Origin of the sequence: Streptomyces sp. Ag82_O1-12, assembly GCF_900182715.1 — a bacterium.
GTDB lineage: Bacteria > Actinomycetota > Actinomycetes > Streptomycetales > Streptomycetaceae > Streptomyces > Streptomyces massasporeus.
This window is the reverse complement of the sequence record NZ_FXUW01000001.1, coordinates 5,366,247-5,383,151: the sequence shown is the minus strand read 5'-3', so window position 1 is coordinate 5,383,151 and position 16,905 is coordinate 5,366,247. Positions and strand designations below refer to the sequence as shown.

16 protein-coding genes are annotated in these 16,905 nt (G+C 71.7%); 9 read left to right on the top strand and 7 right to left on the bottom strand.

The window, feature by feature from the left end:
• Window positions 1-333: 333 nt before the first annotated feature.
• On the bottom strand, window positions 334-1,320 hold the full coding sequence (locus tag QOL88_RS24835) for a DeoR/GlpR family DNA-binding transcription regulator (protein WP_097219665.1): 987 nt from the start codon (window positions 1,318-1,320) through the stop codon (window positions 334-336).
• Window positions 1,321-1,486: 166 nt separating this feature from the next.
• Window positions 1,487-2,935 carry an NAD(P)H-quinone dehydrogenase gene (locus QOL88_RS24830; protein WP_097219663.1) on the bottom strand — a complete coding sequence of 483 codons (1,449 nt, stop codon included), beginning with the start codon at window positions 2,933-2,935 and terminating at the stop codon, window positions 1,487-1,489.
• 97 nt (window positions 2,936-3,032) lie between these two features.
• Between QOL88_RS24830 and QOL88_RS24825 the strand changes: the two genes are divergently transcribed.
• The 3 genes from QOL88_RS24825 (at window position 3,033) to QOL88_RS24815 (ending at window position 6,433) form a co-directional block, all read left to right on the top strand.
• Window positions 3,033-3,470, top strand: a complete 438-nt coding sequence (locus QOL88_RS24825; RefSeq protein ID WP_097219660.1) for a gamma-glutamylcyclotransferase family protein — start codon at window positions 3,033-3,035, stop codon at window positions 3,468-3,470.
• A 107-nt stretch (window positions 3,471-3,577) separates the two neighbouring features.
• On the top strand, window positions 3,578-4,402 hold the full coding sequence (locus QOL88_RS24820; RefSeq protein WP_097219657.1) for a purine-nucleoside phosphorylase: 825 nt from the start codon (window positions 3,578-3,580) through the stop codon (window positions 4,400-4,402).
• Between the two features lie 369 nt (window positions 4,403-4,771).
• The gene (locus QOL88_RS24815; protein ID WP_097219653.1) at window positions 4,772-6,433 is read left to right on the top strand and encodes a phospho-sugar mutase; all 1,662 of its coding nucleotides are present in this window, start codon (window positions 4,772-4,774) and stop codon (window positions 6,431-6,433) included.
• Window positions 6,434-6,503: 70 nt separating this feature from the next.
• Here the strand turns inward: QOL88_RS24815 and QOL88_RS24810 are convergent, their stop codons facing one another.
• Both QOL88_RS24810 and QOL88_RS24805 read right to left on the bottom strand, forming a co-directional pair.
• Window positions 6,504-6,863 (bottom strand): DUF6204 family protein, encoded by a 360-nt coding sequence (locus tag QOL88_RS24810; protein ID WP_097219650.1) that lies wholly within the window; start codon window positions 6,861-6,863, stop codon window positions 6,504-6,506.
• A 319-nt stretch (window positions 6,864-7,182) separates the two neighbouring features.
• Window positions 7,183-7,887 carry a PH domain-containing protein gene (locus QOL88_RS24805; protein ID WP_097219648.1) on the bottom strand — a complete coding sequence of 235 codons (705 nt, stop codon included), beginning with the start codon at window positions 7,885-7,887 and terminating at the stop codon, window positions 7,183-7,185.
• 168 nt (window positions 7,888-8,055) lie between these two features.
• On the opposite strand from QOL88_RS24805, the gene deoC reads away from it, so the two are divergent.
• The 3 genes from deoC to QOL88_RS24790 are packed head-to-tail and all read left to right on the top strand — an operon-like array spanning window position 8,056 to window position 11,377.
• Window positions 8,056-9,018 carry a deoxyribose-phosphate aldolase gene (deoC, locus tag QOL88_RS24800; RefSeq protein WP_097219645.1) on the top strand — a complete coding sequence of 321 codons (963 nt, stop codon included), beginning with the start codon at window positions 8,056-8,058 and terminating at the stop codon, window positions 9,016-9,018.
• 21 nt (window positions 9,019-9,039) lie between these two features.
• The gene (locus tag QOL88_RS24795) at window positions 9,040-10,476 is read left to right on the top strand and encodes an aldehyde dehydrogenase family protein (RefSeq protein ID WP_097219642.1); all 1,437 of its coding nucleotides are present in this window, start codon (window positions 9,040-9,042) and stop codon (window positions 10,474-10,476) included.
• The gene (locus tag QOL88_RS24790) at window positions 10,469-11,377 is read left to right on the top strand and encodes an aldehyde dehydrogenase family protein (protein WP_097219640.1); all 909 of its coding nucleotides are present in this window, start codon (window positions 10,469-10,471) and stop codon (window positions 11,375-11,377) included. Before QOL88_RS24795 ends, QOL88_RS24790 begins: the two co-directional genes overlap by 8 nt.
• Window positions 11,378-11,464: 87 nt before the next feature.
• Here QOL88_RS24790 and QOL88_RS24785 read toward each other — a convergent pair whose 3' ends face one another.
• On the bottom strand, window positions 11,465-12,208 hold the full coding sequence (locus tag QOL88_RS24785) for a TetR/AcrR family transcriptional regulator (RefSeq protein WP_097219637.1): 744 nt from the start codon (window positions 12,206-12,208) through the stop codon (window positions 11,465-11,467).
• 116 nt (window positions 12,209-12,324) lie between these two features.
• Here QOL88_RS24785 and QOL88_RS24780 point away from each other — a divergent pair, with 116 nt between their 5' ends.
• Both QOL88_RS24780 and QOL88_RS24775 read left to right on the top strand, forming a co-directional pair.
• Window positions 12,325-12,921 (top strand): NADPH-dependent FMN reductase, encoded by a 597-nt coding sequence (locus QOL88_RS24780; protein ID WP_097219635.1) that lies wholly within the window; start codon window positions 12,325-12,327, stop codon window positions 12,919-12,921.
• A gap of 26 nt (window positions 12,922-12,947) precedes the next feature.
• Window positions 12,948-14,465, top strand: a complete 1,518-nt coding sequence (locus QOL88_RS24775; protein ID WP_179878948.1) for an MDR family MFS transporter — start codon at window positions 12,948-12,950, stop codon at window positions 14,463-14,465.
• Window position 14,466: 1 nt separating this feature from the next.
• Here QOL88_RS24775 and QOL88_RS24770 read toward each other — a convergent pair whose 3' ends face one another.
• Window positions 14,467-14,874: a hypothetical protein gene (locus QOL88_RS24770; protein WP_097219629.1), complete on the bottom strand. Its 408-nt coding sequence runs from the start codon at window positions 14,872-14,874 to the stop codon at window positions 14,467-14,469.
• Window positions 14,875-14,930: 56 nt separating this feature from the next.
• Here QOL88_RS24770 and QOL88_RS24765 point away from each other — a divergent pair, with 56 nt between their 5' ends.
• The gene (locus QOL88_RS24765) at window positions 14,931-15,635 is read left to right on the top strand and encodes a uridine kinase family protein (protein WP_097219626.1); all 705 of its coding nucleotides are present in this window, start codon (window positions 14,931-14,933) and stop codon (window positions 15,633-15,635) included.
• A 234-nt stretch (window positions 15,636-15,869) separates the two neighbouring features.
• On the opposite strand, the gene QOL88_RS24760 is transcribed toward QOL88_RS24765, so the two are convergent.
• The gene (locus QOL88_RS24760; protein WP_097219623.1) at window positions 15,870-16,679 is read right to left on the bottom strand and encodes a SigE family RNA polymerase sigma factor; all 810 of its coding nucleotides are present in this window, start codon (window positions 16,677-16,679) and stop codon (window positions 15,870-15,872) included.
• Window positions 16,680-16,905: the final 226 nt, after the last annotated feature.

Genomic DNA, 16,905 nt, shown 5'->3' with positions numbered 1-16,905 from the left:
CGGGCGTGACTCGCCCGGTGGGCGTCATGGGCCTATGGCCTCGGGAGCATCCTGACTCGCCCGGCCGTCGCAGGACCGTGGCTGCGGGCCCGTCGTGACTTGCCCGTCATGGACCTAGGGCCGCGGGCCCGTTCCGCTTCACGCTGCTTGCCCACGAGGGCTGCCCCAGCCACGGGCACCCCGTTCCGCCGGGCTGCGGACCCACCCGGCCTCAGCACCGACGCAGCGGGACCCCCCGACGCCGGGTCGGGGAACCCGCCCGGCCTCAGCGACAACGCCGGGTGCGCGACACGCCGACAGCGACGAAACTCACCGCCGGGGGAACCGCCGGCCTCATCGCCGCCGCAGATCAGCCACCCGCGCCCGCTCCGCCCCGGGCCCCTGCTCACCCAGCATCGAGGCAGAGGCGGACCTCAACTGCCCACCAGCCCCCGGCACCTGCCGCCGAGGCCCGGGCAACGGCACATCCCGGCGCTGCTGGCGCGCCGAGACCGCATCACCCCCCGGGCCCCCCGCCGCCGCTCCGGCAGAACCCCCCTGCCCCCCGGCGACAGTGATCTGCACACCCTGGTCGGCAAGCGCCTGGAGTTCCGTGGCGGCACGGTCGTCGTGCGCCGGCGGCTCGTCCGTGACGAGGCGCGTGATGAGATCCGTCGGCACGGTCTGGAACATGGTGTCGGTACCGAGTTTGGTGTGGTCGGCGAGGACCACGACCTCCGCGGCCGCCTGCACCAACGCCCGGTCGACGGACGCCGACAGCATGTTGGACGTGGACAGACCACGCTCGGCGGTCAACCCGCTCCCGGACAGGAACGCCCGCGACACCCGCAACCCGTGCAGGGACTGCTCCGCACCACTCCCGACCAGGGCGTAGTTGGAACCGCGCAGCGTACCGCCGGTCATCACGACCTCGACCCGGTTGGCGTGGGCCAGGGCCTGCGCCACCAGGAGCGAGTTGGTGACGACGGTCAGGCCGGGGACCCGGGCCAGCCGGCGGGCCAGCTCCTGGGTCGTCGTACCCGCCCCGACCACGATCGCCTCCCCCTCTTCCACGAGATTCGCGGCGAGGTCGGCGATGGCGGTCTTCTCGGCGGTCGCGAGATGAGACTTCTGCGGAAAGCCGGACTCCCGCGTGAAACCGCCCGGCAGTACCGCACCGCCGTGCCGGCGGTCGAGGAGTCCTTCTGCCTCCAGCGCGCGCACGTCCCGCCGTACGGTCACTTCGGAGGTCTGGACGACGCGGGCGAGCTCACGGAGCGACACGGCCCCGTTCGCTCGCACCATTTCGAGGATCAATTGGCGACGTTCTGCAGCGAACACGAAACTGACAGTAACGCCAGCGACCGTCTGCTTTCAGCAGTTTGCGCTGAATAGCAGAAGATGTTCGCACCGAGCAGCGGGAAGTGGTATACGGGCCTAGTCTCGCCGCCTATGCCGTACGAATGGTCGAACACTCCCCGTGACCAGGGAGGAGTCGATTTCGGCCTCAGCCGTCGCCGTTCTCCTTGCGCGTGTGCAACTGCCGTGCCACTTCGGCGATCGAGCCCGACAGCGAGGGGTAGACGGTGAAGGCGTTCGCGATCTGTTCGACGGTCAGATTGTTGTCGACCGCGATCGAGATGGGGTGGATCAGTTCCGAGGCGCGCGGCGCCACGACGACACCGCCCACCACGATCCCCGTGCCCGGCCGGCAGAAGATCTTGACGAAGCCGTCGCGGATGCCCTGCATCTTCGCGCGCGGGTTGCGCAGCAACGGCAGCTTCACGACCCGGGCGTCGATCTTCCCGCCGTCGACGTCGGCCTGGGTGTAGCCGACGGTGGCGATCTCCGGGTCGGTGAAGACGTTCGACGAGACCGTCTTGAGGTTCAGCGGGGCCACTGCGTCGCCCAGGAAGTGGTACATGGCGATGCGGCCCTGCATGGCGGCCACGGAGGCGAGGGCGAACACGCCGGTCACGTCGCCGGCGGCGTACACGCCCGGAGCGGTCGTGCGCGAGACCTTGTCGGTCCAGATGTGGCCGGACTCGCGCAGCCGGACACCGGCGTCCTCGAGACCCATGCCCGCGCTGTTGGGCACGGCGCCGACGGCCATGAGGCAGTGCGAGCCGGTGATGACCCGCCCGTCGGCGAGGGTGACCTCGACCCGGTCCCCGACCCGCTTGGCGGACTGCGCGCGGGAGCGCCCCATGACGTTCATGCCGCGCCGCCGGAAGACGTCCTCCAGCACGGCGGCCGCGTCCGGGTCCTCCCCCGGCAGCACCCGGTCGCGCGACGACACGAGCGTCACCCGCGACCCGAGCGCCTGGTAGGCACCCGCGAACTCGGCACCGGTCACACCGGATCCGACCACGATGAGCTCCTCGGGCAGCTCGTCGAGGTCGTACACCTGGGTCCAGTTCAGGATCCGCTCACCGTCGGGCAGGGCGTCGGGCAGCTCGCGGGGGTGCCCGCCGGTGGCGATGAGCACGGCGTCAGCCGTCAGGGTCTCCTCACTCCCGTCGGCGGTGCGCACCACGACCTTGCGCGACCCGTCGAGCGCCTGCATGCCCTCCAGGCGCCCGCGCCCGCGCATGACACGCGCCCCGGCGCGCGTCACGGAGGCGGTGATGTCGTGCGACTGGGCGAGCGCGAGCCGCTTCACACGCCGGTTGACCTTCCCCAGGTCGACGCCCACGACCCGGGCGGCCTGCTCCATGGGAGGGGTGTCGTCGGCGACGATGATCCCCAGCTCCTCGTAGGAGGAGTCGAAGGTGGTCATCACCTCGGCCGTGGCGATCAAGGTCTTCGACGGCACGCAGTCGGTGAGCACCGACGCCCCGCCCAGACCGTCGCAGTCGACGACGGTCACCTCCGCGCCGAGTTGAGCGGCCACCAGGGCCGCTTCGTATCCGCCGGGTCCGCCACCGATGATCACGATCCGAGTCACGTACTCCATTGTCCCGCACCGCTCCGCGTGCCACCGCCCCGGGGGCCTGCCGATGCGCCTGTTGTTACGACAGTGACGCCGGGGCCGCCTGCCGTACCCTTCCCCCATGTCGCTCTACGCCGCGTACGCCGGCAACCTCGACGCGCGGCTGATGTCCCGCCGCGCCCCGCACTCGCCACTGCGCGCCACCGGCTGGCTGAACGGATGGCGACTGACCTTCGGCGGCGAGCACATGGGCTGGGAGGGCGCACTGCCGACCATCGTGGAGGACCCGCTCTCCCAGGTCTTCGTCTCCCTCTACGACATCGCCCCGATGGACGAGGAGTCCCTCGACCGCTGGGAGGGCGTGGGCCTCGACATCTACCGGCGTGCGCGCGTACGGGTCCACACCCTGGACGGCGAGGAATCCGCCTGGGCCTTCGCCCTGAACGCCTACGAGGGCGGCCTGCCCTCCGCCCGCTACCTGGGCGAGATCGCCGACGCGGCCGAGTCGGCCGGCGCTCCTCACGACTACGTGATGGAGCTGCGCAAGCGCCCCTGCTGACGGCAGCCCGCGCCACACCCCCTCGTCGGAAACGACAAGACAACGATCGCCACCCCGTGAGCTCTGCCATCTACGCGCGTAGGCAAACAGCGGCTACCCTCATCGGCGTGAACGCATCTCTTCTTCCGGACGACATCCAGGGCGACCCCCACACGGCCGCCGACGCCGCCGCGGCCCGCCTGCGCGAACTGACGGGCGCCGAGACCCACGACGTCGCCCTCGTGATGGGCTCCGGCTGGGCCCCGGCCGTGGACGCGCTGGGCGCACCCGAGGCCGAGTTCCAGGTCACCGAGCTCCCCGGTTTCCCGCCCCCGGCGGTGGAGGGCCACGGCGGCAAGATCCGCTCGTACCGGATCGGCAACAAGCGCGCCCTGGTCTTCCTGGGCCGTACGCACTACTACGAGGGCCGCGGGGTGGCGGCGGTCGCCCACGGCGTCCGCACCGCGGTCTCGGCCGGCTGCAAGACGGTCGTCCTCACCAACGGCTGCGGCGGCCTGCGCGAGGGCATGCGCCCCGGCCAGCCGGTCCTCATCAGCGACCACATCAACCTCACCGCCACCTCCCCCATCATCGGCGCGAACTTCGTCGACCTCACCGACCTGTACTCCCCGCGTCTGCGGGCCCTGTGCAAGGAGGTCGACGCGACGCTGGAGGAGGGCGTCTACGCCCAGTTCCCCGGCCCGCACTACGAGACTCCCGCCGAGATCCGTATGGCCCGGGTCATCGGTGCGGACCTGGTGGGCATGTCGACGGTCCTCGAGGCGATCGCCGCGCGCGAGGCGGGCGCCGAGGTCCTGGGCATCTCCCTCGTCACCAACCTCGCCGCGGGCATGACGGGTGAGCCCCTGAACCACGAGGAGGTCCTCCAGGCCGGCCGCGACTCCGCGACCCGCATGGGTTCCCTGCTCGCGCAGGTCCTCGGCCGCCTCTGAGGAGGCGAGGCGGTCCGCGGGCCCGTACTGGCTGGTCGCGCAGTTCCCCGCGCCCCTAGGGGGTTGCACCCCCGGCCACCCACAGCGGCACAGGGACAGGACCGCCGGCACCCACGGGCGGCGAGCGGGACACACCCGCACCCGCGTACGGCGGGAAGGGGACGTGTCGGGGAGTGTCCGCCCGCAGCGGTTGGCGCGTCAACGGACAGTCAGTCGGTATGAAGGTCCATCGCGCCGTTCCGAGGACGGACACCCCGGCGCGGCCCCGACCCACCACCCGGCGTCAGGCGAAGACGCGCACCCCCATCACGCCACCGGCACACCACACCGCACCGCACGCCACCACACCGGAGAGGCTGACCCCACACCGTGCACGACGAACTCATCGCACAGGCCCAGGCGTGGCTCGCCGAGGACCCCGACCCGGACACCCGCACCGAGCTGGCCCGCCTCATCGACGCCAAGGACGAAACCGAACTCGCCGCCCGTTTCAGCGGCACCCTCCAGTTCGGCACCGCCGGCCTCCGCGGCGAACTCGGCGCCGGCCCCATGCGCATGAACCGCTCGGTCGTCATCCGCGCCGCCGCCGGCCTCGCGGCGTACCTCAAGAAGCAGGGCCACGACAACGGCCTCGTCGTCATCGGCTACGACGCCCGCCACAAGTCCCACGACTTCGCCCAGACCACCGCCGCCGTCATGACCGGTGCCGGCCTGCGCGCGGCCGTCCTCCCCCGCCCCCTCCCGACCCCCGTGCTCGCCTTCGCGATAAGGCACCTCGGCGCGGTCGCCGGCGTGGAGGTCACGGCCAGCCACAACCCGCCCCGCGACAACGGCTACAAGGTCTACCTCGGCGACGGCTCCCAGATCGTCCCCCCGGCGGACATCGACATCGCGGCGGAGATCGCCGCAGTCCGGTCCCTCACCACCGTCCCGCGCCCCACCGAAGGCTGGGAGACCCTCGACGACAGCGTCCTGGACGCCTACCTCGCCCGCACCGACGCCGTCCTCTCCGAGGGTTCCCCCCGCACGGCCCGCACGGTGTACACGGCGATGCACGGCGTCGGCAAGGACGTCCTCCTGGCCGCCTTCGCCCGCGCCGGCTTCCCGGCCCCGGTCCTCGTCGCGGAGCAGGCCGACCCCGACCCGGAGTTCCCGACCGTCGCGTTCCCCAACCCGGAGGAGCCCGGCGCGATGGACCTGGCCTTCGCGACGGCACGCGCGCTCTCCGGCGAAGCCGCCCCGGACCTGATCATCGCCAACGACCCGGACGCGGACCGCTGCGCCGTCGCCGTACAGGACGGAACCGACGCCACAGACGGCACCGACTGGCGCATGCTGCGCGGCGACGAGGTCGGCGCCCTGCTCGCCGCCCACCTGGTCCGCCGCGGAGCGACCGGCACCTTCGCGGAGTCGATCGTCTCGTCGTCCCTCCTCGGCCGTATCGCCGAGAAGGCGGGCCTCCCGCACGTCGAGACCCTCACCGGCTTCAAGTGGATCGCCCGCGCCGAGGGCCTGCGCTACGGCTACGAGGAGGCCCTCGGCTACTGCGTGGACCCCGAGGGCGTGCGCGACAAGGACGGCATCACGGCCGCGCTGCTGATCACGGAACTGGCCTCCCAGCTCAAGGAGGAGGGCCGCACCCTCCTCGACCTGCTGGACGACCTGGCGGTGGAGCACGGCCTGCACGCCACGGACCAGCTCTCGGTCCGCGTCGAGGACCTGTCCCTCATCGCCGCCGCGATGCGGCGCCTGCGCGAACAGCCCCCGACGGAGCTGGCCGGCCTGCCGATCACCCGCACGGACGATCTCACCAAGGGCACGGCCGAACTCCCGCCCACGGACGGTCTGCGCTACACCCTCGACGGCGCCCGGGTGATCGTCCGCCCGAGCGGCACGGAGCCGAAGCTGAAGTGCTACCTGGAGGTCGTGATCCCGGTCGGGTCCCACAATGACCTTCCGGCGGCCCGCGCGAAGGCGACGGCACTGCTGGAGTCGATCAAGCGCGACCTGTCGACGGCGGCGGGCATCTGAGGGCCGAGGCCCCGTACCACCGCCGCTCCCCTCTCCCGCAGATCCCCCGGTCGATCCCCCCGCCGAGGACTCAGAAACCCTTCCGGGCGGCCTCCCGCCGCTGCCGCTTGCCGAGAGGCGCCTGGGAGAGGTCCTCGGCGGTGGACCGGAGCTTCTTGTAGCCGTACCCGCGCTGCTCCAGCCACGCCCGCGCCGACTCCTCGGCCCGCTCGGTCGCCTCCAGGATGTCCTCCTCGGCCTCCCCGGAGTCGAGGAAGCGGAACGTGAAGGCGGGCCGCACGGCCACGTCGTACGTCAGGCTCCCCTCGGGTGTGAACGCGGCGCGCAGCATGTCGTGCTCGGCGGCCCGCTCCAGCAGCCCGGCGCGTTGCTCGGCGCTCAGCCCGTCGAACACGCCCCGGACGGTGACACGGAAGGTACGGGTACTCATGCCCCGAACCTAGGCGCGGGGAGGCACATACTCCACCGCTTTTCCGGAGGGCGCCACGGCGCCGGAAAGGCTCCGGCCGCCACGGCCGGCCGCCGGGCCGTCAGCCCATCACCACCGGGATGAGCTTGGCGGACCGCCGCACCACAGGCCCATCACCACCAGGATGAGCACGACCGGCCCCCGGGGCCCCAGCCCACCACCACCAAGATCAGCACGACCGGCCCCGCGGACCTCAGCCCGTCGCCACCAGGATCAGCACCGCCGACCCCCGGACCTCAGCCCACCACCACCAAGATCAGCACGACCGGCCCCCGGGACCTCAGCCCACCACCACCAGGATCAGCACCAGCACCGCCCCCGCCAGCGCCGGCGCCAGCACCTCGTAGGCCCACCGCACGGTGACCTCGCCCCGCGCCGACTCCGCCTGGTGCCGCGCCTCGCGCAGCCCGCGCAGCTCGTCCATGATCCGGTCGGTCTCGGCCCGCGCGGGCCCATCGGAGACGGAGTGCCCGCCGAGGCCTCCGTCCAGTCCCGCCCGCATCCCGAGCGCGCTGCCACGGCCCTCCTCCCGCCCCATCTCCCGGCGGGCCTGCGCGGTCGCCCGCATGTCGCGCCGCGCGGCCTTCTTGCGGGCGCGCAGCGAGACGGGCACGGCCCACAGCTGGTACTTCGCGCCGGTCTCGGTGAGGACCTCGTTCGAGTAGGAGGAGCGCAGCGAGGCGACCTGCCCCCAGGGCACGACGACGAGGCGGAAGGGGTTGCGGATCCGCAGCCGGTCGTCGCCGGCGTACACGGCGGGCCGAAGCGTGAAGGCGATGACGAGCGGCACGACGAGGAGCAGCACGGCGAGCGCGAGCCACGGCGTGCGCCCCTCCCCCGAGACGATCGCGTCGATTCCGAGCCACCCGGTGATGGCGAGCAGCAGCACGCCACCGGCGATGGCCGGGACCGACCGGTAGACCCGGTCCTTGGACTCGGGCTCCGGAGGCTGCGGCGCCGGGGACTGGGGTTCGGGGCTCGTCATGTCTCGATTCTGCCGGACCCGCCCGGCCCCGGACCTCCGCCCCCTCCCCGAAGACCACCCCGGCCACCAGGGACCCCTTGGGGACCCCTTGGACATCCTTAGGACCCCGTCGAAGAGAACCGGGGACTGTACAGCCGCTACGCGCGTAGATATGCTCGTCTGGTGACCATGCCCAGTTCTGCACTCACCGCAGCTCACCCCCTCAAGGACGTCGCCTCGTCCGACAGCGCGCTGCGCCGCTTCCTCCACGGGCTCCCCGGCGTCGACGCGGTCGGACTCGAGGGCCGCGCGGCCTCCCTCGGCACCCGTTCGATCAAGACGACCGCGAAGGCGTACGCCATCGACCTCGCGATCTCGATGGTCGACCTGACGACGCTGGAAGGCGCGGACACCCCGGGCAAGGTCCGGGCGCTCGGCGCGAAGGCGGTCAAGCCCGACCCGACGGACCGTACGACGCCCGCCACCGCGGCGGTCTGCGTCTACCCCGACATGGTGGCCGTGGCCAAGGAGGCCGTCGCCGGCTCGACCGTGAAGGTCGCCTCGGTGGCCACGGCGTTCCCGGCCGGCCGCGCCGCGCTCGACGTCAAGCTGGCCGACGTGCGGGACGCCATCGCCGCCGGTGCCGACGAGATCGACATGGTCATCGACCGCGGGGCGTTCCTCTCGGGTCGATACTTGAAGGTGTACGACGAGATCACCGCCGTCAAGGAGGCCTGCGGGACCTCCGCGCGCCTGAAGGTCATCTTCGAGACGGGCGAGCTCTCGACGTACGACAACATCCGCCGCGCGAGCTGGCTCGGGATGCTGGCGGGCGCGGACTTCATCAAGACCTCCACCGGCAAGGTCGCGGTGAACGCCACCCCCGCGAACACCCTCCTCATGCTGGAGGCCGTCCGCGACTTCCGCGCCCAGACCGGCATCCAGGTCGGTGTGAAGCCGGCGGGCGGCATCCGCACCTCCAAGGACGCCATCAAGTTCCTCGTGCTGGTCAACGAGACCGCGGGCGAGGACTGGCTGGACAACCACTGGTTCCGCTTCGGCGCCTCGTCGCTGCTGAACGACCTGCTGATGCAGCGCCAGAAGCTGGCCACCGGCCGCTACTCCGGCCCCGACTACGTGACGGTGGACTGAGACCCCATGAACAGGCAAAACGTGTCATCGGTATTCGAATACGCCCCGGCCCCCGAGTCGCGCGCGATCGCCGACATCGCGCCCTCGTACGGCTTGTTCATCGACGGCGAGTTCGTCGAGGCGGCGGACGGCAAGGTCTTCAAGACCGTCTCCCCGTCCACCGAGGAGGTCCTCTCCGAGATCGCCCAGGCCGGTTCCGAGGACGTCGACCGCGCGGTGAAGGCCGCGCGCCGGGCCTTCGAGAAGTGGTCGGCGCTCCCGGGCGCGGAGCGCGCGAAGTACCTCTTCCGCATCGCCCGCATCATCCAGGAGCGCTCCCGCGAGCTCGCCGTCCTCGAGACCCTCGACAACGGCAAGCCGATCAAGGAGACGCGCGACGCCGACCTGCCCCTGGTCGCCGCGCACTTCTTCTACTACGCGGGCTGGGCCGACAAGCTCGACCACGCCGGCTACGGGGCGAACCCGCGGCCGCTGGGCGTGGCGGGCCAGGTCATCCCCTGGAACTTCCCCCTCCTGATGCTGGCGTGGAAGATCGCCCCGGCCCTCGCGACCGGCAACACGGTCGTCCTCAAGCCGGCCGAGACCACCCCCCTGTCGGCGCTGTTCTTCGCGGACATCTGCCGCCAGGCGGGTCTGCCCAAGGGCGTCGTCAACATCCTCCCGGGCTACGGCGACGCCGGCGCCGCGCTGATCGCCCACCCCGACGTGAACAAGGTCGCCTTCACCGGCTCCACGGCCGTCGGCAAGGAGATCGCCCGCACGGTCGCCGGGACCCGCAAGAAGGTCACGCTGGAACTGGGCGGCAAGGGCGCGAACATCGTCTTCGACGACGCCCCGATCGACCAGGCCGTCGAGGGCATCGTCAACGGCATCTTCTTCAACCAGGGCCAGGTCTGCTGCGCCGGCAGCCGCCTGCTGGTGCAGGAGTCGATCCAGGAGGAGCTCCTGGAGTCCCTGAAGCGCCGCCTGTCCACGCTGCGCCTCGGCGACCCGCTGGACAAGAACACCGACATCGGCGCGATCAACTCCGAGGAGCAGCTCACCCGCATCACCTCCCTCGTCGAGGAGGGCGAGGCGGAGGGTGCCGAGCGCTGGTCGCCGGCGTGCGAGCTGCCGGAGAGCGGCTACTGGTTCGCCCCGACGCTGTTCACGAACGTCACCCAGGCGCACCGGATCGCCCGCGACGAGATCTTCGGCCCGGTGCTGTCGGTGCTGACCTTCCGCACTCCGGACGAGGCGGTCGCCAAGGCCAACAACACGCCGTACGGCCTGTCCGCCGGCATCTGGACGGAGAAGGGCTCGCGCATCCTGGCGGTCGCGAACAAGCTCCGCGCGGGTGTCGTCTGGTCCAACACGTTCAACAAGTTCGACCCGACGTCGCCGTTCGGCGGTTACAAGGAGTCGGGCTTCGGCCGCGAGGGCGGCCGTCACGGCCTGGAGGCGTACCTCGATGTCTGACCGCCTGACTGTCTTCAAGACCTACAAGCTGTACGTCGGCGGGAAGTTCCCGCGTTCCGAGAGCGGCCGGGTGTACGAGGTGACCACGAAGACATCGGCCGCTGGCGCGGCGGGGAAGGGCAAGTGGCTGGCGAACGCGCCGCTGTCGTCCCGCAAGGACGCCCGTGACGCGGTCGTCGCGGCGCGCAAGGCGTTCGGCGGCTGGTCCGGGGCGACGGCGTACAACCGCGGCCAGGTCCTCTACCGCGTCGCCGAGATGCTGGAGGGCCGCCGGGGCCAGTTCACCCGTGAGGTGGCCGACGCGGAGGGCCTGTCGAAGTCCAAGGCGGCCGCTGTCGTGGACGCGACGATCGACCGCTGGGTCTGGTACGCGGGCTGGACCGACAAGATCGCCCAGGTCGTCGGCGGCGGCAACCCGGTCGCGGGCCCGTTCTTCAACCTGTCCTCCCCCGAACCGACGGGCGTGGTCGCCGTCCTGGCGCCGCAGGAGTCGTCGTTCCTGGGCCTGGTGTCGGTGCTCGCCCCGGTGATCGCGACCGGCAACACGGCGATCGTGGTGGCGAGCGAGAACGCCCCGCTCCCCGCCCTGTCCCTGGCCGAGGTCCTGGCCACCTCGGACGTCCCCGGTGGCGTGGTCAACGTCCTGTCGGGCCGTACGGCCGAGATCGCCACCCCGCTGGCGGCCCACCAGGACGTCAACGCGATCGACCTCGCGGGCGCCGACGAGATCCTCGCGAAGGAACTGGAGATCGCGGCGGCCGACAACCTCAAGCGGGTTCTCCGTCCACAGCCTGTGGATTACGCGGAGACTCCCGGCATCGACCGCCTCACGGCGTTCCTGGAGACCAAGACGGTCTGGCACCCCACGGGGTCACTGGGCGCGTCGGGTTCCTCGTACTAGACGCCCCTCACAGCCGAAGCCCCGGCCTTCCTCCGTCCAGGAGGGCCGGGGCTTCTCGCGTGCGCCGCGTGCGCCGCGTGCTGCCCGTCAGATCCCGAGGCGCTGCCCGATGCCGTCGAGCACACAGTCGAGGCCGAACGCGAACTCCCAGGCCCGGTCGTCCTTGCGGGTCGCACCGAGGGCGTACTGCTCGAAGGCCGGGTAGCGGCCCGTGCTCATCAGGTAGCGCATCTGCGGGGCGAGCGCCTGGCGGGTCTCGTCACCGCTGGTCCAGCCGTGGCGTTCCTGGTAGTCACGCAGGGCGATCTCGGTCTGGGTCGAGCCGTGCACGAAGGAGGTGACGGCCCGGAAGGCGGCCATCACCTTGTCGGCGTCCAAGCCGCAGACGGCGAGCGCGGCCAGCTGCCGTTCCGCCACGGCCACCCGTGACGGTGTGAGCATGATGACGGGGGTGGGCATGACCGCCATCCACGGGTGGGCGAGCATCAGCTCCCGGGTCTGCAGGGCGTAGCAGCGCAGCACCTCCCGCCAGTCCGTCGCGCCCTCCGGGACGACTAGGTCGCGGGAGACCCGGTCGATCATGAGCGCCCAGAGGTCGTCCTTGCCGTTGACATGCCGGTAGGCCGCCATGGGGGCGACGCCCAGCTTGGCAGCGAGGCGGCGCATGGTGACGGCGGCGCCGCCCTCCTCGTCGGCGATCTCGACCGCGGCGGCGGCGATCCGCTCCAGCGTCAGTGAGGCGCGCGGGAGGGGCGCGGGCCGCTCCAGGCGCTCCCAGAGAGAGGGCCCCTCGGCCCCGCTCTCCTCGCCCTCCTTCTTCGTGACCGCCATGGTCCACTCCTCCCGGGTCGATGTATCGCGTACAGTGTATCTCTAGTAGACGGCGTACACATTGCTGTGTACGTTGTACGCGCAGCGATACGCCGTACACCTTCAGGGGGAGACCCATGCCCGTCCGCATCGAACCGCTCCGCGTCGCCGTCCTCGTCGGCTCGACCCGCGAGGGGCGCTTCGCCCCCGTGGTCGCCAAGTGGCTGACCGGCCATCTCGAGCAGCGCGACGACCTGACGGCCGACGTCGTCGACCTCGCCGAGACGCCACTGCCGACCGTATTTCCGGCGTTCGGTCAGCAGCCGCCGCCTGGCTCCCGGGAGCAACTGGCCCTCGTCTCACCCCGCCTCGCCGCGGCCGACGCCTTCGTCCTCGTCACGCCCGAGTACAACCACAGCTTCCCGGCGTCCCTGAAGAACGCGATCGACTGGCACGGCGAGGAGTGGCACGGCAAGCCGGTCGGCTTCGTCTCCTACGGTGGCCTGTCCGGCGGCCTGCGCGCGGTGGAGCAGCTGCGTGTCGTCATGGCCGAGGTGAACGCCATGACCATCCGCAACACCGTCAGCTTCCACGACGTCTGGAGCCGCTTCGACGAGGACGGCGCCTGCAAGGACCCCGCCGCTCACACCGCCGCGAAGGCCCTGCTCGACCAGCTCGCCTGGTGGGGCCACGCCGTGCGGGACGCCACGTCCGTTCGCCGCTATGTCGCCTGACCACCGACCGCGAAACAGGGGGAACCATGAACACACGCGCCACGGCGACCGCCGACGGCGAGGCCACCCGCCCGGCCGCCCCGCCTTCCCGGCTCGTCATCCTCGGTCTGCTGCTCGGCATCGTGCTCGCCACCCTCGACGGGACCGTCGTCGGCACCGCGCTGCCCACCATCGTGGGTGACCTGGGCGGCCTCGACCACCTCTCCTGGGTGCTCACCGCCTACCTGCTGACCACGGCCGTCTCCACCCCGGTATGGGGCAAACTCGGCGACCTGTACGGCCACAAGGGCAGCTACCTCACCTCGATCTCCGTGTTCCTGGCCGGTTCGGTGCTGTGCGGACTCGCCCAGGACATGGGCCAGTTGATCGCCTTTCGGGCCTTGCAGGGGATCGGCGCGGGCGGCCTGTTCGTGGGGGCGCTCTCCCTCATCGGCACGCTGCTCACCCCGGCCGAGGCCGGACGCGCCCAGTCACTGATCGGGGTTCTGCTGCCCGCCGCGATGATCGGCGGCCCCCTGGTCGGCGGCTTCCTCACCGACCACCTGGACTGGCGCTGGGTCTTCTACGTCAACCTCCCGGTCGGCGCCGTCGCGCTCGCCCTCATCGGCCACGGGGTGCGGCTGCGCGCGGCACGCGTGAAGGCGCCGATCGACCTGGCGGGGGCGGGGCTGCTCACCGGCGCGATCCTCGCCCTGACGTTGCTGGCGAGCTGGGCGGGGACGACGTACGCCTGGACGTCACCGCAGATCATCGGGCTCGCCCTGGTCTGTGTGGTCACGTTGGCCGCCTTCGTGCTGGTCGAGCGGCGCGCACCGGAGCCGGTGATCCCGCCCCGGCTGTTCCGGGACCGGAACTTCACGGTGGCCCAGGTACTCAGTTTCGTCACGGGTGCGGCCATGCTGGCGGCGGCGAGCTATCTGCCCCAGTACCTGCAGTTCGTCCGGGACGTGTCCTCCACCGAGAGCGGCCTGCTGCTCCTCCCGCTGATGCTGGGCATGATGGGTGCCCAGCTCGCCATCGGCCGTCGGATCGCCGACGGCGGGCGCTACCGCGGCTATCCGATCGCGGGCGGCGCGCTCGCCTCGGTGGGGGCACTGTCACTGCTCACGCTCGGCGCGGCCACGACGGCGCCCGTCACCTCCGGCCTGACGCTGGTGCTGGGCGTGGGCATCGGCTGTCTGATGCAGCCGGCGATGCTCCTCACGATGAACAGCGCCGAGCCCCGCGACATGGGCGCGGCCAGCGGCACGCAGACACTGCTGCGCACCATCGGCGGCTCCCTCGGCGTCGCCGTCCTCGGATCCGTCTACACCAGCAGGCTCACGGCCGGCGTGACGGACCGGCTCGGTGCCGACGGCGGTCGGGTGACCGAAGGGGAGCTGACACCCGGGCTGTTGCGGGACCTGCCGGAGCCGGCCCGGGACGCGTTCCGGACAGGCGTGGTGGACGGCCTGCACGGTGTCGCGCTCGGCACGGCCGTCCTGTGCGCCGCGGCGTTCGCGGTGGCGTGGCTGGTCCGGGAGGTCCCGCTGCGGGGCCGGTGAACTACTGCTGCGACAGCAGTCCGGCCGCCTGCCCCACCACCGGGATGCTCCCGATCGACTGCGCCTGCGCCACCGGCCCGGTCAGCGCCTGGGACGTCATGGGCTTGAAGTCGGCCAGGTCGGTGCCGATGCCGTTGTCGAGCGGGTCGACTCCGGTGCCGGCGAGCGGGTTGGGCTTGAGGCCGGCGACCGGGCCGGTGACGTAGCCGAGGGTGCCGGTCGCGGCCTGGAGGCCGGACTGCGGGTCGATCTTGCCGAGGGAGGAGGGGCGGGAATTCACCACGCCGAGGATCGACTCGGTGTCCGCCGCGGCGGACGCGGTGCCCGCCCCCAGTGCCACGCCCGCGGTCGCGAGGACGGCCAGGGCACGCTGGGCGGCCGGCTTCTTGGGAGAGTCGTGTCGGGCCATGGCTGCCACCTTCTGATGCACTGGGTAATCGTGTCGGGACCGAGGGTAGTTGAGGTGTGACGCGCGCATCAAAGGCGACCCGCGGGGTCGTACGGCCCCCGGTGGATGCCTCACACTGGTGTCCCGTGAGTTCTCCTCTGGCCATACCGACGCGAGTCGTGCTGCTCTGCGGCCCTTCCGGCTCCGGCAAGTCCCTCCTCGCGGCCCGCTCCGGTCTCCCGGTGCTCCGGCTCGACGACTTCTACAAGGAGGCCGCCGACCCGACGCTGCCGCTCGTGGCGGAGAGCTCCGACATCGACTGGGACCACCCCGACTCGTGGGACGCGGACACCGCCGTCGCCGCGATCGCCCGGCTGTGCCGCACGGGCCGTACGGACGTTCCCCTCTACGACCTCTCGCTCAGCGCCCGCACCGGCGTGGAGACGGTCGACATCGGGCGGACCCCGCTGTTCATCGCGGAGGGCATCTTCGCCGCGGAGATCGTCACGCGCTGCCGCGAACTCGGCGTCCTCGCCGACGCGCTGTGCCTGAGTCGCGGCCCGGTGAAGACCTTCCGCCGCCGGTTCCTGCGGGATCTGAAGGAGGGCCGCAAGTCGGTGCCGTTCCTGCTGCGCCGCGGCTGGCGCCTGATGCGGCAGGAGCGCACGATCGTCGCCCACCAGACGGCGCTGGGCGCGTACGTCTGCGACCGCGACGAGGCGATGGGCCGCCTGGCGGCAGCGGCGGCCGGCCGGTGCGCGAGCCTCCGTACGGCGGCCTGACCGGTAGGACACGGTCAGGGCACGGTCAGGGCACAAAGGAAAGCGGGACCGGACGGACCCCCCGGCCCTCCAGTCCCGCTTCCGCACTCCCCCGTTGTCCTCCCCCGAGTCCCCCACTGCCCTGCCGAGACGCCCCCCAGCGCCTCCGCAGTTCCCCACTCTCCTGCCAAGACGCCCCCCAGCGTCCCCGCAGTTCCCCCGTGGGCCCCCTTGTGGTGCTCCCCCCCCGAACCTTCAGGCGACAAGCTCGCCGAAGGCGTCCTCCTCGTCACGGCCGAAGCTGAGGACCTCGTCCTCGCGCAGCCGGCGGAGCGACCGCCAGATGCTGGACTTCACCGTGCCGACACTGATGTCGAGGATCTCCGCGATCTCCGGGTCCGTGCGGCCCTCGTAGTAGCGCAGGACCAGCATGGTGCGCTGGAGTTCGGGCAGCCGGGCCAGCGCCTGCCACAGGACCGCGCGCAGCTCGGTGCCGCGCATCGCGTCCGTGTCACCGGGCGTCTCCGGCAGTTCCTCGGTCGGGTACTCGTTGAGCTTGCGGCGCCGCCAGGCGCTGATGTGCAGGTTGGTCATGGTGCGGCGGAGGTATCCGCCGACCGCCGCCTTGTCACTGATCCGGTCCCACGCCCGGTAGGTCGAGAACAGCGCGCTCTGCAGCAGGTCCTCGGCCTCGAAGCGGTCACCGGTGAGGTGGTAGGCGGTCGCGTACAGGGAGGCGCGGCGCTCCTTGACGTAGGCGGTGAACTCCGCCTCCGTCAGCGAACGGCGCTCCCCCGAGCCCTCCCCGTACGCTGCTCCCCCGACGGTGCCCGTGGCGGCTGCCGCCGCGGACCCCTTGTTGATCTCCCCCGTGGGTGCGTCGACCACCGTCATGAACGCGGTGTGCTGACGCCCGGTACCGCGAGCGCACCCCCGCCCTCCCCCACGCTCGGCTACGCTCGCGCGGGAGGGGCCCCCATCGGCACCGGACTTCTCGGAACCCCTGTGCACGTCGTGCAGACGCGTGACAACTGCGCTGGTGCTGATGCCGTGCAGCGTGTTCATCTCGCGCCCCCCGTCGTGGACTTCCGTTGTGCGGCCCGCCGGTTGGGGCGGGCTTCCTTGCCTGTGCCGAGAAGCTTGCCGCGGCACTTTCATGGCCGTGTCCGCCGACTGTCACAGACCTGTCACAGGGGTCGGCCACAGGTCCACCACAGCTTCTGCACACGCGTCGGCGGTACCGGCCGCACCGAGTGGGCCCCACCGGTCGAACCCCGAGCCCTCCATGGGC